General features: G+C 70.4%; 16 protein-coding genes. 5 read left to right on the forward strand and 11 right to left on the reverse strand.

The genetic code is table 11. The features are described 5' to 3' along the window. A partial coding sequence (locus tag UK12_RS20005; RefSeq protein ID WP_156178822.1) for a SpoIIE family protein phosphatase occupies window positions 1–869 on the reverse strand: 869 nt, incomplete at its 3' end. Between the two features lie 190 nt (window positions 870–1059). Here UK12_RS20005 and UK12_RS20010 point away from each other — a divergent pair. Next, entirely contained in the window at window positions 1060–2340 is a 1281-nt protein-coding gene (locus tag UK12_RS20010; protein WP_045304423.1) for a GNAT family N-acetyltransferase, read from the forward strand. A gap of 32 nt (window positions 2341–2372) precedes the next feature. Here UK12_RS20010 and UK12_RS20015 read toward each other — a convergent pair whose 3' ends face one another. Next, window positions 2373–2858, reverse strand: coding sequence for a ribose-5-phosphate isomerase (locus tag UK12_RS20015; protein ID WP_045304424.1), 486 nt, complete (start codon window positions 2856–2858; stop codon window positions 2373–2375). A gap of 188 nt (window positions 2859–3046) precedes the next feature. Further along, window positions 3047–3646, reverse strand: a complete 600-nt coding sequence (locus tag UK12_RS20020) for a biotin transporter BioY (protein ID WP_045304425.1) — start codon at window positions 3644–3646, stop codon at window positions 3047–3049. 297 nt (window positions 3647–3943) lie between these two features. Between UK12_RS20020 and UK12_RS20025 the strand changes: the two genes are divergently transcribed. Beyond that, window positions 3944–5347, forward strand: coding sequence for an amino acid permease (locus tag UK12_RS20025; protein WP_197085015.1), 1404 nt, complete (start codon window positions 3944–3946; stop codon window positions 5345–5347). Between the two features lie 72 nt (window positions 5348–5419). On the opposite strand, the gene UK12_RS20030 is transcribed toward UK12_RS20025, so the two are convergent. Next, window positions 5420–6055, reverse strand: a complete 636-nt coding sequence (locus tag UK12_RS20030) for a mycothiol-dependent nitroreductase Rv2466c family protein (protein WP_045304426.1) — start codon at window positions 6053–6055, stop codon at window positions 5420–5422. Between the two features lie 176 nt (window positions 6056–6231). Here UK12_RS20030 and pepN point away from each other — a divergent pair, with 176 nt between their 5' ends. After that, window positions 6232–8793 (forward strand): aminopeptidase N, encoded by a 2562-nt coding sequence (pepN, locus tag UK12_RS20035; RefSeq protein ID WP_045304427.1) that lies wholly within the window; start codon window positions 6232–6234, stop codon window positions 8791–8793. A gap of 95 nt (window positions 8794–8888) precedes the next feature. On the opposite strand, the gene UK12_RS20040 is transcribed toward pepN, so the two are convergent. From UK12_RS20040 to acnA, 4 genes are all read right to left on the reverse strand, one after another. After that, complete coding sequence (locus tag UK12_RS20040) at window positions 8889–9839, reverse strand: carbohydrate ABC transporter permease (protein WP_045304428.1); 951 nt, start codon at window positions 9837–9839, stop codon at window positions 8889–8891. 13 nt (window positions 9840–9852) lie between these two features. Continuing rightward, the gene (locus UK12_RS20045) at window positions 9853–10785 is read right to left on the reverse strand and encodes a carbohydrate ABC transporter permease (protein WP_045304429.1); all 933 of its coding nucleotides are present in this window, start codon (window positions 10783–10785) and stop codon (window positions 9853–9855) included. Between the two features lie 82 nt (window positions 10786–10867). Beyond that, the gene (ngcE, locus tag UK12_RS20050) at window positions 10868–12274 is read right to left on the reverse strand and encodes an N-acetylglucosamine/diacetylchitobiose ABC transporter substrate-binding protein (RefSeq protein WP_045304430.1); all 1407 of its coding nucleotides are present in this window, start codon (window positions 12272–12274) and stop codon (window positions 10868–10870) included. A 429-nt stretch (window positions 12275–12703) separates the two neighbouring features. Further along, on the reverse strand, window positions 12704–15349 hold the full coding sequence (acnA, locus tag UK12_RS20055; RefSeq protein WP_045304431.1) for an aconitate hydratase AcnA: 2646 nt from the start codon (window positions 15347–15349) through the stop codon (window positions 12704–12706). A 530-nt stretch (window positions 15350–15879) separates the two neighbouring features. Between acnA and UK12_RS20060 the strand changes: the two genes are divergently transcribed. Together UK12_RS20060 and UK12_RS20065 are read left to right on the forward strand one after the other, a co-directional pair. Continuing rightward, window positions 15880–16284 carry a type II toxin-antitoxin system VapC family toxin gene (locus UK12_RS20060; RefSeq protein ID WP_045304432.1) on the forward strand — a complete coding sequence of 135 codons (405 nt, stop codon included), beginning with the start codon at window positions 15880–15882 and terminating at the stop codon, window positions 16282–16284. Window positions 16285–16537: 253 nt separating this feature from the next. After that, complete coding sequence (locus UK12_RS20065; RefSeq protein WP_052682016.1) at window positions 16538–17068, forward strand: hypothetical protein; 531 nt, start codon at window positions 16538–16540, stop codon at window positions 17066–17068. A gap of 16 nt (window positions 17069–17084) precedes the next feature. Here UK12_RS20065 and argF read toward each other — a convergent pair whose 3' ends face one another. From argF to UK12_RS20080, 3 genes are all read right to left on the reverse strand, one after another. Beyond that, on the reverse strand, window positions 17085–18086 hold the full coding sequence (argF, locus tag UK12_RS20070) for an ornithine carbamoyltransferase (RefSeq protein WP_045304433.1): 1002 nt from the start codon (window positions 18084–18086) through the stop codon (window positions 17085–17087). Window positions 18087–18243: 157 nt separating this feature from the next. Beyond that, window positions 18244–20907: a polynucleotide kinase-phosphatase gene (locus UK12_RS20075; protein ID WP_082119775.1), complete on the reverse strand. Its 2664-nt coding sequence runs from the start codon at window positions 20905–20907 to the stop codon at window positions 18244–18246. Then, entirely contained in the window at window positions 20904–22529 is a 1626-nt protein-coding gene (locus UK12_RS20080) for a 3' terminal RNA ribose 2'-O-methyltransferase Hen1 (RefSeq protein ID WP_045304435.1), read from the reverse strand. The genes UK12_RS20075 and UK12_RS20080 overlap by 4 nt, the downstream gene beginning before the upstream one ends. Window positions 22530–22637: the final 108 nt, after the last annotated feature.

Raw genomic sequence — 22637 nt, forward strand, 5'->3', positions numbered from 1 at the left:
GTGTCCAGGTCCAGCACCAGGTGGACGGCGGTGGCGAAGCCCTCCTCCCAGTCCTGCCGCAGCAGATAGCCGTTGGCGGCGGGCAGGAACTCGTGCGCGGGCAGCGAGCCGAGCAGGCCGCCGAACGCCCCGGACAGCAGCAGGGCGCGCGAGCCCGCGTCCATGCCCTTGCCGGAGACGTCTGCCAGGACGCACTCCAGCATCCGTCGGCCGGGACCGGTTCTGGCGGCCACCACGAAGTCGCCGGAGAAGGACTGGCCGCCGGCGGGGCGCAGCGCCATGTCCGCGTACCAGCCCTCGGGCAGCGCCGGGACCTGGCTCTGCACCCGCAGCCGTTCGCGCAGGTCGAAGAGCATGGTGCCGCCGCCGCGCCAGGGCACGCCGACCCGGCTGCGGAACTGGGCCAGCAGCAGCCCGGCCACTCCGACCGCGCCGACCACCAGGGCGGCGCCCGGGGTGACGCCGAAGACGTAGCTCTCGGGGTGCTCGCTGGCCACCCGCTCGCCGGTGTGGATCACCGACTCGGTGGACAGGCCCAGCGCGGCGGCGGCGTACAGCAGCACCAGGGTGCCGGGGCGCAGCAGCAGGGCGCCGGCGAGGATCGGCAGGACCAGGGCGGTGGGCGGTACCCAGGCCGGGAACCAGACGTTGAGCAGGACGAGCAGCGGGACCATCGCCAGGAACGCGCCGAAGGCGAGCCAGTCGGAGGCGTCGCCGCGGAAGTAGTCCACCCCGGTTCGGCGCAGCCTTCGCCGGGCCCGGTACAGCCTGGTGCGCAGCCGGGCCGTCCAGGGGTCCGCAGCCGCCGTCGCGGTGGACCTCTTCGCAGTCGTCTGGGGCGGTGGTGCGCCCGGCGTGCTGCCAGCCATGGGCTCCGACCTTATCCACCGGCCGGGGCGGCGTCGATGGGTGTGCCGTGTCGGGCGGGTTGCGCCAGGACTCCCCCGGCGCGTTTCGGCCGCCTGCCCGGCCGCCCATCCCGACTGCGCCGCAAGGAAGTTGGGGACATGGCGGGAAATCGGTCGCGTCCGGCAAAACCGGATGATAGCTGTGGGAAGTATGACTCCGGGTCTTGCGAGTGATTCCACCCATTTCTCTCAAATCGCCCAGACCGTACGCACCTTGGCCCCCGGGGAGTGGGACGCCTGGTTCCGGGCCCTGGAGGTCGCGTTCGGTGGCACAGGGGAACCGCCCGAGGCGCGGCAGCTCTGGCACGACCTGACCGAGGTCGACCGCGCGCAGGGCGTCTGGGAGGGAGCGGTGCCGGTGGCGGGCTCGGGCGCGTTCAGCCTCCGGATGACCGTGCCCGGCGGCGCGGTGGTCCCGGTCGCCGGAGTGACCATGGTCGGGGTGCTGCCGACCCACCGGCGGCGCGGCCTGCTGACCGCGATGATGCGCCGCCAGCTGGACGACATCCGCGCCCGGGGCGAGGCACTGGCCGTGCTCACCGCCTCCGAACCGGCCATCTGCGGCCGCTTCGGCTACGGCCTCGGCACCCTGCGCGTCTCCCTGGACATCGAGAGCCGTCGGCTGAGCCTGCCCGCGCCGCCCGCGGACGGCGCCCGGCTCCGGCTGGCCGACCCGGCGGAGAGCGGACCGGCCTGCGAGGAGCTGTACGCGGCCCGGGTGCCGCTGCGCCCCGGGATGCTGGAGCGCCGGCCGGGCTGGGAACGGCTGCCACTGCTGGACGGTCCCGCGCACCGGGACGGCGCCTCACCGCTCCAGGTGGTGCTGGCCGAGGACGGGCGCAGCGGCCGGCTGCTCGGCTACGCCCGGTACCAGGTCAAGGACGAGTCGACCGGCCGGTCCGCGGCCGGGGTGGTGCTGGTCCGCGATGTCGAGGCGCTCTCGCCCCAGGTGTACGCCAGGCTCTGGTCGTACCTGCTGGAGATCGACCTGACCGACCGGGTGAAGGCCGGCAGCCGCCCGGTGGACGACCCGCTGTTCCACCTGGTCTCGGACACCCGTCGGCTGAACCCCGAGCTCGGGGATTCGCTCTACGTCCGGCTGGTGGAGGTCGGTACGGCGCTCCGGCTGCGCGAGTACGCGGCGCCGGTCGAGGTGGTGCTGGAGGTGGCGGACGAGTTCTGCCCGTGGAACGCCGGCCGCTGGAAGCTGCAGGCTGGCGGGCCCGGCAAGGAGGCGACCTGTCTGCCGACCACAGCGGCGGCCGAGCTGGCGCTGACGGTCCGCGAGTTGGGTTCGGCGTACCTCGGCGGGATGACGCTGGCGGCGCTCGGCGCGGCCGGGCGGGTCACCGAACTGCGCGGGGGTGCGCTGGCGGAGGCATCCCGGGCGTTCGCCTCGGATGTCGCGCCCTGGCTGCCGCACGGGTTCTGACGGCCCGTACGGCAGCTCGCGTCGGAGGGGGGTCAGCCCTGCGGGTGGTGGGCCGGGATCGGGGGGAGCTCGCCGGTGGTCTCGTACTCGCTCAGCATGGCGATCCGGCGGGTGTGGCGCGGCTCGCCGCTGTACGGGGTGTTGAGGAAGACCTCGACGAAGCGGGTCGACTCCTCCTCCGTGTGCATCCGGCCGCCGATGCTGATCACGTTGGCATTGTTGTGCTCGCGGCCGAGCGAGGCGGTCTGCTCACTCCAGGCGAGCGCGGCGCGGACGCCCTTCACCTTGTTGGCGGCGATCGCCTCACCGTTGCCCGAGCCGCCGATCACGATGCCGAGCGCCTCGGGGTCGGCGGCGGTGCGCTCGGCGGCGCGCAGGCAGAACGGCGGGTAGTCGTCCTCGGCGTCGTAGATGTGCGGCCCGCAGTCGATCGGCTCGTGGCCGTTCTCCTTCAGCCACTGGACGAGGTGGTTCTTGAGGTCGTATCCGGCATGGTCGGAACCCAGGTACACGCGCATGCGTATGAGTGTGGCATGCGGGAGGCCGGGCGACCTTTCAGGGGCACGCCCGCGGATGACGGGGCAACACCCCGGGGCGCGGGGGTGTGCGAACAGCCGGGCACCTCGTCGAGGGCCGGTCACGCGCTTCCCCGCGCCCCGGTCGGCGACCCCGGCGCAGCCGGGAGCAGGCACAGCCGGGAGCAGGCTCAGCCGCGGCGGCCGAGGAGCTTCCAGGTGAGGGGCAGCGCGCCCATCGCGAGCAGGACCTTGAGGCCGTCCCCGACCAGGTAGGGGTAGAGGCCCAGGTCGGCCGCCTTGGCCAGCGGGACGTGCAGCGAGGCGGCCAGGTACGGGACGCCGACCGCGTAGATGGCCAGGTTGCCCAGCACCATCGCCACCGCCGTGCGCGGCAGGCTGCGGTCCGCCCCGCGCCGGGCGAACGCGCCGGTGAGGGCTGCCGCCAGGACGAAGCCGATGGTGTAGCCGAGGCTCGGCATCGCGAAACCCGAGCTGCCCCCGGCGAACCACGGCATCCCGGCCATGCCCGCCAGCAGGTAGAGGGCGAGCGAGGCGACGCCCCGGCGGGTGCCGAGGGCGGTGCCGACCAGGAGCGCGGCGAAGGTCTGGCCGGTGACCGGCACGGGCGAGCCGGGGACGGACACCGAGAACTGGGCCGCGAGGCCGGTCAGCGCGGCGCCCCCGGCGACCAGCGCCAGCTCGCGCACCTGGCCGCCGAGCCTGGTGGTCGCTCGCGGAAGGTGGTCGGCGAGGACCGTGGCGGGTGCGGGCGTGGCGGCAGTGGCCATGGGGCAGGTCTCCAGTTCTGGCACGACGTGGTCGTTCGTGGACGCTCGTGAACAGTTGTGAACCTATGCGCTGCGGCGCCTCTGACGGGCATCGGCCTCGACAAAGCGTCCACCCCTCACCTTGTCGGTTTCCGTCCTGTCCTACCTCCACGGTGTCATTTGAGTAGAAATGCGGTCACTTTCGGTCACTCTGATGTCCGGAATCCGGTCCTTGCGTACGAATTCTTGGCATGACCATCCGGCGTACCGAATAGTGGACTGACTGCTCCGCCATCCGTACAGTCTGGATCTTCCTCTATGCCGACCCCCACCACCCAGCCGTTGCTGGAGCCTGCCGAGCAGGCTCCAGGCTCCGAGGGCCAGCAGCTCTCCCACGGCCTCAAGCAGCGCCATCTGTCGATGATCGCGCTCGGCGGAGTGATCGGCGCCGGGCTGTTCGTCGGCTCCGGTGCCGGGATCGCCGCCGCCGGTCCGTCCATCGTGCTGGCCTTCGCCGCCTCCGGGCTGCTGGTCATGCTGGTGATGCGGATGCTCGGCGAGATGTCCGCGGCCCGCCCGGCCAGCGGCTCCTTCTCCGTGCACGCCGAGCGGGAGATCGGCCCCTGGGCCGGTCTGACCGTCGGCTGGATGTTCTGGACCATGCTCTGCGTCGGCGTGGCCGCCGAGGCGATCGGCGCCTCGCACGTGATGAGCAACTGGTTCCCGGGCGTACCGCTCTGGGTCTGGGTGGCCGTCTTCATGAGCTTCTTCTGCGCCACCAACCTGGCGGCCGTGAAGAACTTCGGCGAGTTCGAGTTCTGGTTCGCGGCGGTCAAGATCACTGCCATCTCCGCGTTCCTGGTGATCTGCGCGCTGGCCATCCTCGGCCTGCTGCCCGGCACCTCCTCCCCCGGCGGCGCCAACCTCACCGGCCACGGCGGCTTCTTCCCGCACGGTTCCACCGGCCTGATCACCGGCCTGCTGACCTCGGTCTTCGCCTACGGCGGACTGGAGACCGTGACCATCGCGGCAGCCGAGTCCGAGGACCCCCGGCGCAGCGTGGCCACCGCGGTGCGCACCGCGATGTGGCGGATCGCCCTGTTCTACGTCGGCTCGATGGCCGTGATCGTCACCCTGGTGCCGTGGAACGACGCCGCGGTGACCAAGGACGGCCCGTACGTCGCGGTGCTGAACAGCCTCGGCATCCCCGGCGCCGGCCAGCTGATGAACGTGGTGGTGCTGATCGCCCTGCTGTCGGCGATGAACGCCAACATCTACGGCTCCTCCCGGATGGCGTTCTCGCTGGTCCAGCGCGGCCAGGGCCCCAGGGCGCTGGCCCGGGTGGCCGGCGGGGTGCCGCGGCCGGCCGTGCTGGCCTCCTCGGCCTTCGGCTTCCTCGCGGTGCTGCTGAGCTACTGGTGGCCGACCACCGTCTTCACCTGGCTGCTCAACATGGTCGGCGCCGCCGTCCTGGTGGTCTGGGCCTTCATCGCGGTGGCCCAGCTGCGGATGCGCCGCCGGCTGGAGCGCGAGGCGCCCGAGCAGCTCACCGTCCGGATGTGGCTCTTCCCGTACCTGACCTGGGTGGCACTGGCCGCGATCATCGCGGTGCTGGCCCTGATGCTGACGGACGCCGACAACCGGATCCAGCTGTACTTCACGGCCGGCCTGGCCGTGGTGCTCTCGGTGCTCGGCTGGCTGAAGCAGCGCCGCACCGCCTGACGCCCGACGACACGGCGAGGGGCCCGGTACTCCGGTACCGGGCCCCTCGCCGTGTCCGCTGGTCCGGCCCGGCTACTCGAAGGACGGCGCGGCCGTGCGGGTGCGCTTGATCTCGTAGAAGCCCGGGGTGGAGGCGACCAGGATGGTGCCGTCCCAGAGCCGGGCGGCGGCCTCGCCGCGCGGGGTCGGGGTGACCACCGGGCCGAAGAAGGCGACCTTCTCGCCGTCGGCGCCCTCCACCGCGATCACCGGGGTGCCGACGTCCTCGCCGACCAGCGAGATGCCCTCCTGGTGCGAGGCGCGCAGCTCGGCGTCGAACGCGTCGCTGTCGGCCGCGTCGGCCAGCTCGACCGGCAGACCCGCCGCCACCAGCGCCGCCTCGATGGTCGAGCGCTCGTTGGGCAGGCCCTGGTTGTGGAAGCGGGTGCCGAGCTCGGTGTAGAGCGGGCCGAGCGCCTTGTCACCGTGCGCCTGGGCGGCGGCGATCAGCACCCGGACCGGGCGCCAGGCATTGGCCAGGTTCTGCTTGTACTTCTCCGGCAGGTCCTCGCGGTTCTCGTTGAGGACGGCCAGGCTCATCACGTGCCAACGGGTCTCCACCGGACGCAGCTGCTCGACTTCCAGCATCCAGCGAGAGGTCATCCAGGCCCAGGGGCAGATCGGGTCGAACCAGAAGTCGGCGATCTTGCGGGAGTCTGCGGTGGTCACTGACCTACGTCCTTCACAGTCGACAGCGAAGTGCTCTTGCCTATGTCAGGTCGCAACACCGCCACCTCCGAGCTGATTCCGTGTGACCTGTGCAATGGCACGGCGTGGACTGCGTGAAAGGATGCCCAGCAAGCAACCAGCACCCAGCGTGCGAGCCGGACAAAGGAGTACCGCCCGTGCCGGGCAAGAACCTGAGCCGCGAGGAAGCCCAGCAGCGGGCCGCCATCCTCAGCGTGGACAGCTACCGGGTCCACCTCGACGTGACCTCCGCCGTGGACCCGGCGGCCGCCACCTTCAGCTCCACCACGACGATCGCCTTCCGCAGCTCCGCCCCGGGCGCCTCCACCTTCGTGGACCTGCTGGCACCCGCCGTACGCTCCGTGACCCTGAACGGCCGCGCGCTGGACCCGGCCGCGGTCTTCGACGGCGTCCGGATCACCCTCGCCGGGCTGGCCGAGCAGAACCTCCTGGTGGTCGAGGCGGACTGCGCGTACAGCCGCACCGGCGAGGGCCTGCACCGCTTCGTGGACCCGGTGGACGGCGAGACGTACCTCTACACCCACTACGAACCGGCCGACGCCCGCCGGGTGTTCGCCACCTTCGAACAGCCGGACCTGAAGGCACCGTTCGGCTTCACGGTGACCGCGCCGGCCGCCTGGGACGTCTACAACAACGCGGTGCACGAGGACGTCGCCACCGAGGGCGACGCCCGCGTCTGGCAGTTCGCGGCCACCAAGCCGATCTCCACCTACCTCACCGCCGTGGTGGCCGGCCCGTACCACGTCGAGCGCGACCACTACAGCCGCGAACTCGCCGACGGCAGCACGCTGGAGATCCCGCTCGCCGCGACCTGCCGCAGGTCGCTGGCCCCGTACTTCGACGCGGACGAGATCTTCACCGTCACCAAGCAGGGCCTGGACTTCTTCCACCAGGAGTTCGACTTCCCGTACCCGTTCGGGAAGTACGACCAGTGCTTCGTGCCCGAGTACAACATCGGCGCGATGGAGAACCCCGGCTGCGTCACCTTCCGCGAGGACTTCGTCTTCCGCTCGAAGGTCACCGAGGCCTCGTACGAGGGCCGGGCCAACGTCATCCTGCACGAGATGGCGCACATGTGGTTCGGCGACCTGGTCACCATGAAGTGGTGGGACGACCTCTGGCTGAAGGAGTCCTTCGCCGACTTCATGGGCTCCTTCTCGCAGATCGAGGCCACCAGGTACCAGTCCGCCTGGATCACCTTCGCCAACCGGCGCAAGGCCTGGGCGTACCGGCAGGACCAGTTCCCCACCACGCACCCGATCACCGCGGACATCCGCGACCTCGAAGACGCCAAGCTGAACTTCGACGGGATCACCTACGCCAAGGGCGCCTCGGTGCTCAAGCAGCTGGTCGCCTACGTCGGCCGGGACGCCTTCTTCGAGGGCGCCCGCCAGTACTTCAAGCGGCACGCCTACGGCAACACCGTGCTCGGCGACCTGCTCGGCGTGCTGGAGCAGACCAGCGGACGCGACCTGACGGCCTGGTCGAAGTCCTGGCTGCAGACCGCGGGCGTCAACTCGCTCACCCCGCAGCTCACCACTGACGCGGAGGGCCGGATCACCGAGTTCGCGGTGGTCCAGGACGGCGCGACGGCCCGCCCGCACCGGATCGCGATCGGCTGCTACGACCGCGACACCGTCGGCGGGCTGGTCCGCACCCACCGGGTCGAGCTGGACGTCCACGGCGCCCGGACCGTCGTCCCCGAGCTCGCCGGACTGCCCAGGCCCGCGCTGGTACTGCTGAACGACGACGACCTGACGTACTGCAAGATCCGCTTCGACGGCCACTCGCTGGAGACCCTGCGCACCGGCCTCGGCGAGATCGCCGACGGCCTCGCCCGGGCGCTGGCCTGGTCGGCCGTCTGGAACCTCACCCGGGACGGGCTGATGCCGACCCGCGACTACCTGGCACTGGTACTGCGCTTCGCCGGTCAGGAGTCGGACATCGGCGTGCTGCAGTCGCTGCACCAGCAGGCCAAGGTCGCGCTGGACGTGTACGCCGACCCGGCCGGGCGTTCCGAGGGCGCACGACTGCTGGCCGACTGCGCACTGCGCGAGCTGCGCGCCGCCGCGCCGGGCAGCGACCACCAGCTGGCCTGGGCCCGCTTCCTCGCGCAGACCGCCCGCGAGCAGGAGCAGTTCCAGCTGCTGCGCGGCCTGCTCGCCGGGACCGCGAGGATCGACGGCCTCGACATGGACCAGGACCTGCGCTGGCTGTTCTGGCTGGCCCTGGCCTCCTCCGGGGAGGCGGGCGCCGGGGAGCTCAACGCCGAGCTGGCCGCCGACAACACCGCCAGCGGCAAGCAGAACCTGACCGAGTGCCTGGCCGCACTGCCGACCGCCGAGGCCAAGGCCGCCGCCTGGTCGGCCGTGATCGACTCCGACGAGCTGCCCAACGCCCTGGTGGAGGCCCAGATCGCGGGCTTCAACCAGCCGGGCCAGCGCGAGCTGACGGCCGGCTACGCCGAGCGCTACTTCGCGCTGCTGGAGGACATCTGGTCCGAGCGCAGCATCGAGATCGCGATGCGGATCGTCGGCGGCTTCTTCCCCCGCTACCAGATCGGCGAGCAGACGCTGGCCGCCACCGAGTCCTGGCTGTCCGGGCACCCCTCGGCCGCGCCCGCGCTGCGCCGCCTGGTGCTGGAGTGCCACGACGACCTGGCCCGTGCCCTGCGCGCCCAGTCCTGCGACCGGAGCTGACACGCCGACAGCCGGGCAGCACCCCTGCGGTGCTGCCCGGCTGCGTTGTCCCGACTGCGGTGTACCCACTCCGGCGGTCCGGCCGGGCTGAGCGCCTACTTGAGCGTGGCCGAGGTGAGTCCCGACTGCACCTGGCGCTGGAAGGACAGGTACACCACCAGCACCGGCAGCATCGCGATCGTCATACCGGCGAACAGCGCGGGTGCGTCGCTCTTGTAGCCCGACTGCAGGGCCAGGTTGACCAGGCCCTGGGCGAGCATCGAGTGGTCGGCCTCGCCCGCCGAGGTCGGCTGCATCAGGGTGACCGGCAGGATGTACTGGTTCCACTGGCCGAGCACGTTGAAGATGCCGACGCTGATCAGCCCCGGCTTGGCCAGCGGCACCATGACCTGGAAGAACGCCCGGGTGTGCGAGCAGCCGTCCAGCATCGCGGCCTCGTGGACGGCGGTCGGCAGGGTCCGGAAGAAGGAGTGCAGGAAGAACACGGTGAACGGCAGCGAGTACGCGACGTACACCAGGATCAGGCCCAGGTAGCTGTTCAGCCCGAGCAGCGGGGAGATCTCGCCGAGGTTCCTGACCATGAAGAACAGCGGGACCAGCGCCAGGTAGACCGGGAACATCGCACCGGCCACGAAGAAGAAGTAGATCAGCCGGTTGCCCTTGAACTCGTACCGGGCGAGCACATAGGCGGCCATCGCGCCGAGCAGCATGGTCAGGGTGAGCGAACCGGCCAGCACGATCAGGGTGTTGGCGAAGAAGCCGCCGATGTGGCCCTTGGTCCAGGCGCTGCCGAAGGCCTTGAAGCTCCAGTGGCTCGGCCAGCTCCAGGCGCTGCCGTTGATCTGGGCGTCGGTCTTGAAGGAGCCGAGCACGACCCAGAGCAGCGGGAAGACGATCAGCACGGCCCAGAGGGCGAGGAAGCCGTGCGAGAAGACGTTCAGCACTCCCCCGCTGTCGGCGAAGCGCTCCGTCCGGCTGACGGGCCTGCTGCCCCCGGCCCGTTCGGGGGCCGTGACGGGGGCGGTCTTTTCGATGCTGGTACTCATGCCGGGGCCCCGCTCAGTACTCGATCCGCTCGCGCCGGGTGACCCGCAGCGAGACGACGGACAGGATGAGGGTGAAGAAGAAGATCACGACACCCATCGCGCAGGCGTAGCCGGCCTCGCCGAAGGCGAGGAAGTTGCGCATCAGATACGTGGACATCAGCTCGCTGTGGTGGTCCGGGCCGCCGCCGTAGGTGCGTCCCGGGGTCATGCTGGCGACCAGCGCGAAGGCGTCCATCGCCACGATCGCGAGGTAGACCCAGGCGGTCTGCACGGTCTCCCAGAGCAGCGGCAGGGTGATCCTGAAGAAGGTCTGTCCCCGCTTGGCGCCGTCCAGCAGGGCGGCCTCGTAGATGTCCTTGGGGATCGACTGCATAGCCGCGGAGAACAGCACCAGGTAGAAGCCGACGCCGCTCCAGACCAGCACCCCGAGGATGCACCAGAGCACCAGGTCGGGGTCGGAGAGCCAGGCCACCGGGTGCTGCGCGTCCGCCAGGCCGAGCTTGATCAGGATGCCGTTGGCCAGTCCGCTGCCGTCCGTGCGGTAGACCGCCTGCCAGAGCACGGCGAGGATGGCGATCGAGAGCACCTGGGGGAAGAAGAACACCACCTTGTAGAGCCCGGCCCCGCGCACTCCCTGCACACCGCCCGTGCCGCCCCTGCCGCCGACGTTGAGCATGAAGGCGAAGAAGAGCGCGATCAGGATCGTCACGATCGGCAGGACGGCGAGCAGGAAGACGTTGTGCCACAGCGCGCCGAGGAAGACGTCGTCACCGAGGAGCTTGCTGTAGTTGTCCAGCCCGACGAAGTTCATCTGCTGGCTCTGACCCGACCAGTCGGTCAGGGAGTACCCGAAGGTCTGCAGGTAGGGCCAGAGCACCAGGCCCACGTACAGCACGATCGGAAGAAAGAGGAACCCCACGATGAAGGGGTACTTGCCGTGACGCATCGCCACATCTCCTGTCCGTCAGACACGGGCACGCCGGGGGCCGCCGGTGGCGGGCCCCTGGCGCATCCGTCCGCTCCGCCGGTCAGGCGGTCTTGTTCTTGGTCGCCGACTCCTTGGCACGCTTGATCCACTCGTCCGGACCGATGCGCTTGGCCATCAGCTCACCCGAGGAGTTCTGCAGGTCCTCGTCGAACTTGCTGGCGGTGTTCGGGTACTGGTAGTTGAAGGTGTTGGCGCCGGCGGCCTTCAGTGCCACCACGGTGGACTGGGTGCCGGGACGCAGCTTGACCTCCGGGCCGACCCCGTCCTTGAGGCAGGTCAGGCTGTTGGCGACCTCGGCGAACTTGCCGGAGGCCTCCTTGGTCAGCATCATCCGCAGGAACTCCAGGCCGCCGGCGACGTTCTTGGCCTGCCGCGGCACGATGAACGGCTCACCCGCGCCCGCACGGATCGCCTCGAACGGCAGCTTGTCACCGGGCAGCGACGGCATCGGCAGGAAGGTCATCCCGAAGTCGGCCGGGGTGGAGGGCAGTTGCTCGTTCTCCAGCCAGGACCCGGAGGGGATGAAGGCCGCCTTGTACTGGTTCCAGGCGGTCTGTGCCTCGATGTGGGTCATGCCGTTGGTGCCGGGGAGCAGGAAGTCCTTGTCGACGACCTGGTAGAAGGAGTCGATGGCGGTCTTGACGGCCGGGTCGTCCCAGGCGGTCGGGTCGAGGGTGTCGATCCGCTTCATCAGGTCGAGACCGCCCTGCTTGGCGATCATGTCCAGCATGGCGACGTTGATGTAGTACGGGTACTTGCCCTGGTGGGCCAGCGGTGCGATGCCGGCGGCCTTGATCTGGCCGCAGAGCGTGATGAAGTCTGCCCAGGTCTTCGGTGCCGTCCAGCCGTGGTCCTTGAAGAGCTTGGCGGAGTACCAGAGACCGAAGACGGTGTAGACGTAGGAGAGGTTGTACACCTTGCCCTTGATGGTGCCCGAGTCGATGGTGCCGGGCATCAGCACGTCCTTGACCTTCTTGGACGGGTCGTCGAGGTAGGGGGCGTCCAGCAGCGGCTGAAGGTCGGTCAGCTGGTTGGAGTCGACCAGCACGTCCAGCTTGATCTGCTTGTTGCCGGAGTCGTCGATGACGTCCGGCGGGCTGCCCGCGTTGAAGCGGGGCTGGAGCTTGCCGGTGACGTCCTTGTCGGCCTGCTGGTTGATCTTCGCGTCGGGATAGGTCTTGGCGTAGATGGCCGCGAACGCCTTGAGGTACTCGCTGCCGAAGCCACCGTCGAAGATGAAGGCCTCCAGGGCCGCCTTGCCGTCCACGCCGAACGGGTTCTTGGCGTCGGCCAGGTTGTAACCGCCGCTCTTCGCGCCCTTGGTGTCACTGCCACCGGTGCCGCCGGCGCAGGCGGCGAGCAGCGGGCTCCCGGCGGCCGCGAGCACGGCGATACCGGCGGCGCGCTTGAAGATGTCACGGCGGTTGTACTCGGTTGCAGAGCCCATGAGTGCCCTAACCCCTCGTGTCCAGAAGATGCGGTCAGGTTATGACGGATCGTCAATTCCCGCTGTCGGGGCGCGCCCAGCGGCGAAAGTGCCGGTCAGGGGCGGTTTGCTTCGATGCGAAAAGGTATAGTCCACTGTTCATCTGGCGGCAATAGTCCGACCGTCCGATGCGACCCCCTGACGACCAAAGCGTTGTCGGCGGTGCAGCATGTGCAATTCGCAGGGAGCCTGCACATTTGCACCGACACCCCGCCGACACCGGAGAAGGTAGCGCGTTCGTGCGCGTTTGAACATAGAAACGCGCAGCTTTGAGCAGCACTGCATCAAAAGCACCGCATCGAACCGTGATCGGATGGCGCCTCCGGAAAGCACAAGAGGCCGGTACCCACTCCGAGGAGTGAGTACCGGCCTCTGCCGGATCTACTGGGTTCAGCCGATCAGGCTGCGCAGCACGTACTGCAGGATGCCGCCGTTGCGGTAGTAGTCCGCCTCACCGGGGGTGTCGATGCGGACGACCGCGTCGAACTCCTTGTCACCGGCCTTGACCTTCACGGTCTTCGGGGTGCGGCCCTCGTTGAGCTCGGTCACGCCGGTGATGGAGAAGGTCTCCTCGCCGGTCAGGCCGAGGGAGTCGGCGTCCTGGCCCTCGGGGAACTGCAGCGGCAGCACGCCCATGCCGATCAGGTTCGAGCGGTGGATGCGCTCGTACGACTCGGCGATGACGGCCTTGACGCCCAGCAGCGCGGTGCCCTTGGCGGCCCAGTCACGGGACGAGCCGGAGCCGTACTCCTTGCCGGCCAGGACGACCAGCGGGGTGCCGGCGGCCTGGTAGTTCTGCGAGGCGTCGTAGATGAACGACACCGGGCCGTCGGCCTGGGTGAAGTCGCGGGTGTAGCCGCCCTCGGTGCCCGGCGCGATCTGGTTGCGCAGACGGATGTTGGCGAAGGTGCCGCGGATCATCACCTCGTGGTTGCCACGGCGGGAACCGTACGAGTTGAAGTCGCGCTTCTCCACACCGTGCTCGGTGAGGTACTGCGCGGCCGGGGTGCCCGGCTTGATGTTGCCGGCCGGGGAGATGTGGTCGGTGGTGACCGAGTCGCCCAGCTTGGCGAGGACGCGGGCGCCGGCGATGTCGGTCACCGGGCTCGGGTCCTTCTGCATGCCCTCGAAGTACGGGGGCTTGCGGACGTAGGTGGACTCGGCGTCCCACTCGAAGGTGTTGCCGGTCGGGACGGGCAGCGACTGCCAGCGGTGGTCACCGGCGAAGACGTCCGCGTAGTCCTTGGCGAACATGTCCTGGTCGATCGAGCTGGCCACCACCTGGGCGACCTCCTGCTCGGTGGGCCAGATGTCGGCGAGGAAGACGTCGTTGCCGTCGGCGTCCTGGCCCAGGGCGTCACGGGTGATGTCCACGCCCATGTTGCCGGCGATGGCGTAGGCGACCACCAGCGGCGGGGAGGCCAGGTAGTTCATCTTGACGTCGGGGTTGATCCGGCCCTCGAAGTTGCGGTTGCCGGAGAGCACCGAGACGACGGCCAGGTCGGCGTCGTTGACGGCCTTCGAGACCTCCTCGGGCAGCGGGCCCGAGTTGCCGATGCAGGTGACGCAGCCGTAGCCGACCAGGTTGAAGCCCAGCTTCTCCATGTAGGGGAGCAGGCCGGCCTTCTCGTAGTAGTCCATGACGACCTTGGAGCCGGGCGCCAGGGTGGTCTTGACCCAGGGCTTGACGTGCAGGCCCTTCTCCACGGCCTTCTTCGCCAGCAGGGCGGCGCCCAGCATGACGGAGGGGTTGGAGGTGTTGGTGCAGGAGGTGATCGAGGCGATCACGACCGCGCCGTTGTCGATCTCGTACGAGCTGCCGTCCTCGGCGATCACCTGGGTCGGCTTGCTGGCCTCGGCCGAGTAGGTCGGCAGCGCCTCGGCGAACTTGTCGGCGGCCTCGGCCAGGACCACGCGGTCCTGCGGGCGCTTCGGGCCGGCGATCGACGGGACGACGGTGGAGACGTCCAGCTCCAGGTACTCGGAGTAGACCGGCTCGACCGACGGGTCGTGCCAGAGGCCCTGCTCCTTGGCGTACGCCTCGACCAGGGCGAGCTGCTGCTCGCTGCGGCCGGTGAGCTTGAGGTAGCTCAGGGTCTCGGCGTCGATCGGGAAGATCGCGCAGGTCGAGCCGAACTCCGGCGACATGTTGCCGATGGTGGCGCGGTTGGCCAGCGGGATCGAGGTGACGCCCTCGCCGTAAAACTCGACGAACTTGCCGACCACACCGTGCTTGCGCAGCATCTCGGTGATGGTGAGCACCAGGTCGGTGGCGGTCGCACCGGCCGGCAGCTGGCCGTTGAGCTTGAAGCCGACCACGCGCGGGATCAGCATGGAGACCGGCTGGCCGAGCATCGCGGCCTCGGCCTCGATGCCGCCGACGCCCCAGCCCAGCACGCCCAGGCCGTTGACCATGGTGGTGTGCGAGTCGGTGCCGACGCAGGTGTCGGGGTACGCCTGGCCGCCCCGGACCATGATGGTGCGGGCCAGGTGCTCGATGTTCACCTGGTGCACGATGCCGGTGCCGGGCGGGACGACCTTGAACTCGTCGAAGGCGGTCTGGCCCCAGCGCAGGAACTGGTAGCGCTCCTTGTTGCGGCCGTACTCGATCTCGACGTTCTGGACGAAGGCGTCCGGGGTGCCGAACTTGTCGGCGATGACGGAGTGGTCGATGACCAGCTCGGCCGGAGCCAGCGGGTTGATCTTGGCCGGGTCGCCGCCCAGCTCCTTGACGGCTTCACGCATGGTGGCGAGGTCGACCACGCACGGCACGCCGGTGAAGTCCTGCATGATCACACGGGCCGGGGTGAACTGGATCTCCTGGCTCGGCTGGGCGTTCGCGTCCCAGTTGCCGAGCGCACGGATGTGGTCGGCGGTGATGTTCGCACCGTCCTCGGTGCGGAGCAGGTTCTCCAGCAGCACCTTGAGGCTGTACGGCAGCCGCTCGGAACCCTCGACGGCGGAGAGCTTGAAGATCTCGTACGACTCGTCGCCCACCTGCAGCGAGCTGCGGGCGTCGAAGCTGTTCGCGGACACGACTGACTCCTTCTAGGTGCTTCGTGTGTGCGTGGGGCTGGGCCCCTCCCGCCCACCCGGCGATGAGGTAAGGTAAGCCTTAGCTAACTCACCGTCGCGAGCATGGGCGCCTGCGCCTCTCGGCAAGTATCTTGACGTCAAGATAGACCCTAGTGCGGAGTTATCTCGATGTCGAGATAAACCATAGTGCATGGGCGCGTGAGTCCGACGTTCAGGCATGCCCTTGAGTGCGATCTGACGACACCGCCGCGGCATGTCTCCAAAACTTCCCTCACCGCCCCCGTCACGCAAGTCCTGGGAGCGTGCTCCGACGCACCGGCGGCGGCGGAAGATCCTGGGGTTCGGACGTACCGGGCGCAGGCCGAAGCGGCCGGGCGGCCGACGGGACCGGGACGCGGGTATGGGTACTGCTGGAGGGTACGGGTACCGCCCGCGGGTGCGGTCGCGGGTCCGGCTACGGTGAGCCGCGTCGGTCGATCACCGCCGGCAGCCACCGTCAGTACCGCCACCACCGCCCAGGGAGCCCGCCCGTGATTGTTGTCGATGCCTCCGCACTGGTGCTGGCCCTGGCCGACGAGGGCGCGCGAGGCCAGGCGGCGCGGGCCGAACTCGCGGCGGACGGCGAATGGGCCGCCCCAGAGCACGTGGTGATCGAGGTCATGCAGTCCCTGCGAGGGCTGTACCTCGCCCGCGAACTCGACGCGGGACGGGTGGCCGAACTGGCCGCCGAGCTGCCCGGCCTGGCGATCCACAAGGTGGAGGTCGCTCCCCTGCTCGGGCGGATCTGGGAACTGAAGGACAACCTGACGCCGGACGACGCCGCCTACGTGGCGGTGGCGGAGCAGCTGGGGGTCCCGCTGGTGACGGCCGACCTGCGGCTGATGCGGGCCAGCGGGCCGCGCTGCGAGATCCGCGGCATCGCCCCGGCGCGCTGACCCCGAGCGGTCGCGCGGGCAGGCACCCGGTCGACCGCGTGCTGCCCGGGGCTTGTGCGGCACTCGGGGCTTGCGTGCTGCCCGGGGCCATCGGGGTCCACGGAGGCATGCCGGGGAGGCCCCGCCGAACGGGCCGCTCGTACGGGTGACCCTGCGGCACGGCGGCGCGCCGAGGTCCGGCCCGGGCCGCGACCGTGGTCGATGTCCGTCGCCACGGTCTCAGCCGTGCCCCACCAGGAGGTCCGACCGCACCATGCCCGCCCTGCTCGCCGCTTCCCTGGTCCCGCTCGCCCTGCTGCGCTCGGTCCTGCCGCCCGCCACGGTGGTGGACGCCGACTTCGACCCGGCCACCGCCTTCGTACCGCCGACGGCGATCAGCCACGCGCCGGACCTCGTCCCGTACGGCGCGCACGTCCACGTCACGGTGGTGCGCGCGCCGGACGGGACCACGGTGCGCGTGGAGCTGTCCGGGGTCGCGGCAGCGCACGAGTTCCCGGCCCATGTCCACACCGGACCGTGCGGGGCCGACCCGGCGCTCTCCGGTCCGCACTACCAGCACCGGGTGGATCCGGTGCAGCCGTCCACCGACCTGGTCTACGCCAACGACCGCAACGAGGTGCGGATGACGGTCCGCACCGACCGGTCGGGCAGCGGCTCGGCGAGCGCCACCGTCGGCTGGGCCTTCCGGGTGGGCGAGGCGAAGTCGATCGTCCTCCACGCGGGCACCCCGGCCGGCCCGCACACCGCGAGCGACCGGGCGGCCTGCGTGAACGTCGGCTTCTGACGGACCGAGGGGTAGGTCAGGACCCCAGGGTGGCGACCAGGACGGCCTTGATGGTGTGCAGCCGGTTCTCCGCCTGGTCGAAGACGATGGAGTACTGGGACTCGAACACCTCGTCGGTCACCTCCAGCTCGGACATCCCGGTGGCCTCGTGCATCTGCCGCCCGACCTCCGTACCCAGGTCGTGGAAGGCCGGGAGGCAGTGCAGGAACTTCACGGCCGGGTTGCCGGTCGCCCGGATCGTCTCCATCGAGACCTGGTAGGGCTTCAGCAGCGCGATCCGCTCGGCCCAGACCTCCTTGGGCTCGCCCATCGAGACCCACACATCGGTGTAGAGGAAGTCGGCGCCGGCCACCCCGGCCGCGACGTCCTCCGTCAGGGTGATCCGGGCGCCGGTGGACTCGGCGAGCGCCCGGGCGACCTTCTGCACCTCCTCGGCGGGCCAGAGCTGCCGGGGAGCGACGATCCGGATGTCCATCCCCAGCAGGGCACCGGTGACCAGCAGTGAGTTGCCCATGTTGGAGCGCGCGTCACCGAGGTAGACCAGGGCGACCTCCTCCAGCGGCTTGGCCGTGTGCTCCTGGACGGTCAGCACGTCCGCCAGCATCTGCGTGGGGTGCCACTCGTCGGTGAGCCCGTTCCACACCGGGACGCCCGCGTACTCGGCCAGCTCCTCGACGACCTCCTGGCCGTGGCCCCGGTACTCGATACCGTCGAACATCCGGCCGAGCACCCGGGCGGTGTCCCTGATCGACTCCTTGTGGCCGATCTGCGAGCCCGACGGGTCGAGGTAGGTGGTGCTGGCGCCCTGGTCGTGGGCGGCCACCTCGAAGGCGCAGCGGGTGCGGGTCGAGGTCTTCTCGAAGATCAGCGCGATGTTCTTGCCGCGCAGCCGCTGCTGCTCCGTCCCCGCGTACTTGGCGGCCTTGAGCTGCGCAGAGAGGTCGAGCAGGAAGCGGAACTCCTTCGGGGAGAAGTCGAGCTCCTTGAGGAAGTGCCGGTTCCGGAGGTTGAAGGCCATGCCGGGCTCCTGAAGTGACGGGGACACTGAGACGGGAAGTGTATACGACACCATGAATTTCTATGCAGGAAGGTAGAAGGCCCGCCTTCCTGGCCGCCCCCGCCCGGACGGGCGGGGGCGGCCAGGCGGGGGGTCGGCTGACCGGGCTGCCCAGACGTCACAGCCGCGGGTCGACCGGCTCCGACTCCAGGGCCAGGACGGCGAACACCGGCTCGTGCACCCGCCACAGCGGCTCGCCCGCCGCCAGCCGGTCCAGTGCCTCCAGGCCGAGCGCGTACTCGCGCAGGGCGAGCGAGCGCTTGTGGCCGAGCGAGCGCTGCCGCAGCTGGTCCAGGTACTGGGTGTAGTCCGGACCGTAGATGATCCGCAGGTACTCCCGGCCACGGACCTTGATGCCCGGCTGGACCAGTCCGCCCGCACGGCCTTCGCCCGTATCGCGACGGACGAAGGAGGCGAGCGGCTTGACCACCATGCCCTCGCCACCGGCCGCGGTCAGCTCCTCCCACCAGGCGATGCCCGCAGCGATCGACTCCTCGTCCGAGGTGTCGACCACCAGGCGTCCGGTGCTCTGCAGGATCGGCGCCTGCGGGTCGTCCGCCGCGACCAGACGGTCGATCCGGGCGAGGTGCTCGTCGTGCGGACGCACAGCGAGGTTCGCTCCCTCGGCGGCCAGCACCTGGAAGGGCGCGAGCCGGATCCCGGACAGGCCCTCGGTCGGCCAGCAGTAGCGACGGTAGGCGGCGGTGAAGGCCTCCGCGTCCACCGCGCGCTGCCGCTGCCGATCGGCCAGTTCGCCGAGTGCCAGCCCGCGTCCGGCACCCTGCTCCAGCGCCGCCAGCACCTGCGGCAGCGCCGCGCCCGCCGCCGCGCCGACGGCCGCGTACTGGCGGCGCAGCAGCTCGGCGGCCTTGAGCGACCAGGGCATCAGCTCGGCGTCGAACAGCAGCCAGTCACTTGCCAGCTCCTCGAACAGCCCGGCTCGCTCGGCTGCCGCGCGGACCCGCTCCAGCACCGCGCCGGTCAGCTCCTCGTCGCTCAGGAAGGCCCGTCCGGTCCTGGTCCAGATCGCACCCGGCCCCTCGACACCGAACCGCTTCTCCAGCGCGGCCGCGTCCCGGGCGACCAGGACCACCGCACGGGAGCCCATGTGCTTCTCCTCGCAGACCACCTGCCGCACCCCGTCGTGGCGGTAGGCGAAGAACGCCTCCTCCGGGTGCTCCAGAAAGCCCTCTCGGCGCGAGGTGGCACTGGGCGCCATGGTCGGCGGCAGGTAGGCGAGCAGCCTGGGATCGAGCGCGAAACGGCTCATCACCTCCAGCGCGGCCGCGGCGTTCTCCCCACGCACCGCGACCCGGCCGTGGCGTGCGGTCTCCACCACCCGACGGCCGGCCACATCGGCCAGGTCGAGCGGTCGGCCCTCGCGGGCGCCGGGAGCGTCACTGTGCATCGGACGGACCGGGGCGTACCACTCCTGCTCGGCCGGGACACTCACCAGCTCGCGCTCCGGGTAGCGGAGCGCGGTGAGGCTGCCGCCGAAGACACAGCCGGTGTCCAGGCAGATGGTGTTGTTGAGGAAGCTCGCGGACGGAACCGGGGTGTGGCCGTAGACCACCAGGGCGCGGCCGCGGTACTCCTCGGCCCACGGGTAGCGGACCGGCAGCCCGTACTCGTCGGTCTCGCCGGTGGTGTCGCCGTAGAGGGCGTGCGAGCGGACCCGGCCCGAGTTGCGGCCGTGGTACTTCTCCGGGAGCCCGGCGTGGCAGACCACCAGGTTGCCGCCGTCCAGTAGGTAGTGGCTGACCAGACCGCGCATAAAGGTCCGCACCTGGGCGCGGAACTCCTCGGTCTCGCCCGCCAGTTGGTCCACCGACTCCTGCAGGCCGTGCGAGACGGTGACCTTGCGGCCGTCCATCCAGCGGCCCAGCTTGTTCTCGTGGTTGCCGGGGACGCAGACGGCGTGGCCGGCGCCCACCATGCCCATCACCAGGCGCAGCACGCCCGGTGTGTCCGGGCCGCGGTCGACCAGGTCGCCGACGAAGACCGCCGTACGGCCCTCCGGGTGCACGGCGTCGACCGGGCGGCCCTGCCCGTCCCGGGTGAGGGTGTAGCCGAGCCGCACGAGCAGGGTCTCCAGCTCGGAGCGGCAGCCGTGGATGTCGCCGACGATGTCGAACGGGCCGGTCAGGTGGCGCAGGTCGTTGTAGCGCTTCTCGATGACGATCCCGGCGGCCTCCACCTCCGCCTCGCCCCGCAGGATGTGGACCTTCCGGAAGCCCTCGCGCTCCAGCCCCCTGATCGAGCGGCGCAGCTCGCGCTGCTGGCGGGTGATCACGTGCGGCGGCAGCTGCCGGTCCGGACGGGTGCGGTTGCGCTCGGCGCAGACAGCCGGCGGGACGTCGAGGACGATCGCGATCGGCAGCACGTCGTGCTCCCGAGCCGTCTGCACCAGCTGTCGGCGGGCCTCCTGCTGGACGTTGGTGGCGTCCACGACGGTGAGCCGTCCGGCCGCCAGGCGCTTGCCGACGATGTAGTGCAGCACGTCGAAGGCATCGCCGGAGGCCGACTGGTCGTTCTCGTCGTCGGCGACCAGGCCCCGGCAGAAGTCGGAGGACACCACCTGGGTCGGCAGGAAGTGCTTACGGGCGAAACTGGACTTGCCGGAGCCCGTGGTCCCGATCAGCACCACCAGCGAGACGTCGGTGACGGGCAGGCCGCGGATCGGGGTGGGCGCTGTGCTGGGCGCAGCAGCGGGCACTGTGGTCGGCGCAGCAGCGGGCACTGTGGTCGGCGCTGCGCCGGGCGTTGCGGTCGTGTCGGTCATCGGGCCACGCTCCCTTCGGTGGTGGTCGTGGCGGTGGCCCGGGTCGTGCTGGCCGGGGTCGTGCTGGCCGGGGTGGCCGCTCCGGTACCGGGTTCGGCGGTCCCGAGGCGGAACAGGGCGAGCTGGGTCGGCGCGCCGACCTGCTCGTCGTACCGGCCGACCGGGCGGACGGTGACGGTGTATCCGTACGCGCGGGCCACCCGCTCCGCCCAGGCCAGGAACTGCGCCCTGTCCCACTCGAAGCGGTGATCGGCGTGCCGGACGTGCCCGGCCGGGAGGGTCTCCCAGCGGACGTTGTACTCGACGTTGGGCGTGGTCACGACGACGGCGCCGGGGCGGGCCGAGCCGAACACCGCATACTCGAGGGCGGGCAGCCGGGGCAGGTCCAGGTGCTCGATGACCTCGGAGAGCACGGCCGCGTCATAGCCCTTGAGACGTGCGTCGGTGTAGGTGAGCGCACCCTGGACCAAGCGGACCCGGGACGACTGGCGCTCCGACATCCGCTCGATCCGCAGTCTGCGGGCGGCCGCTGAGAGCGCCCGCGCGGACACGTCCACACCGAGCACCTCGGTCACCCGGGTGTCCTTGAGCAGTGCGCCGACCAACTCGCCCTGCCCGCACCCGAGATCGAGCACCCGGGCCGCACCCGTCTCGCTCAGCGCGGCCAGGATCGCCTCCCGGCGCCGGACCGCGAGCGAGGTGGGCTTCCGCCCGGCCCCGGCCGACTCCGCACCCTCCGTGTTCTCCGTACTTGCCCTGCCGTCGGTGTCCTCCTCGGCGTCCTCCTCGGTGTTCTCGTCGTCCACCGCGTTGTCGAGCTCCTCGGCCTCCCGGTCGTCGGCCTCGGCGAGCCGGGCCAGCTCCAGGCGCTCCAGCGCGGTCCGGGCCAGCGACCAGCGCCGTGCCAGGTAGCGCCGGATGATCAGGTTGAGCTCCGGGTGCTCGGCGAGCCAGCCCTCACCGGCGTCGAGCAGCTTGTCGACCTCGTCCGGCGCGACCCAGTAGTGCTTGGAACCGTCCAGCACCGGCAGCAGTACATAGAGCTGCTGGAGGGCATCGGCCAGCCGCACGGTGGCGGTCAGTTCGACCCGGACGTACCGGGACTCGCCCCACTCGGGGAACGCCTCGTCCAGCGGGATCGCCTCGGCCGCCACCTGCCAGCCGAGCGGCTCGAAGATCCGACCGACCAGCGCCGCGCCACCCGCCTCGCCCGCACCGCTCGCCGGTACGGCGGGCAGCGAGATCCGCAGCGGGAGCGGCTGGTCCGCAAGGCCCGGCCGCAGCTCGCAGACGCCCTTCATCGCCGTCCGGAAGACCGTCCTCAGGGCCACCGCGAGCAGCGAGGAAGCCGCGTAGGGGCGGTCGTTGACGTACTGGGCGAGTGCGAAGTCCGGGGAGCCCCCGCGCCCCTTGCCCCGGCCCTTCCGCACCAGCGCGATCGGGTCGACGTCCAGCAGCAGCGCCGCGGTGCACGCCTCCACCGTCGCCTCGGGGTAGAAGACGTGCGCCTCACCGTGGGAGGTCGAGAACCGCTGCACCTTGTCAGGGTGCTTGTGCAGCAGAAATCCCAGGTCAGTGGCAGGCCGCTCGGCCGTTCCTGTGGTGGAGATCGAGATGAACACCCGTCTGAGTATTGCCGAGCCCAGGCCGTCTGAGCACCGGGTTTTGCCCGTACCCCGTTGCGAAGCCGTGTCCGGACGGTGAACGAGTTCGGCACCGACGGCCGGGAT

It is taken from the genome of Saccharothrix sp. ST-888, assembly GCF_000955975.1.
In the GTDB taxonomy this organism is placed as follows: Bacteria; Actinomycetota; Actinomycetes; order Streptomycetales; family Streptomycetaceae; genus Kitasatospora.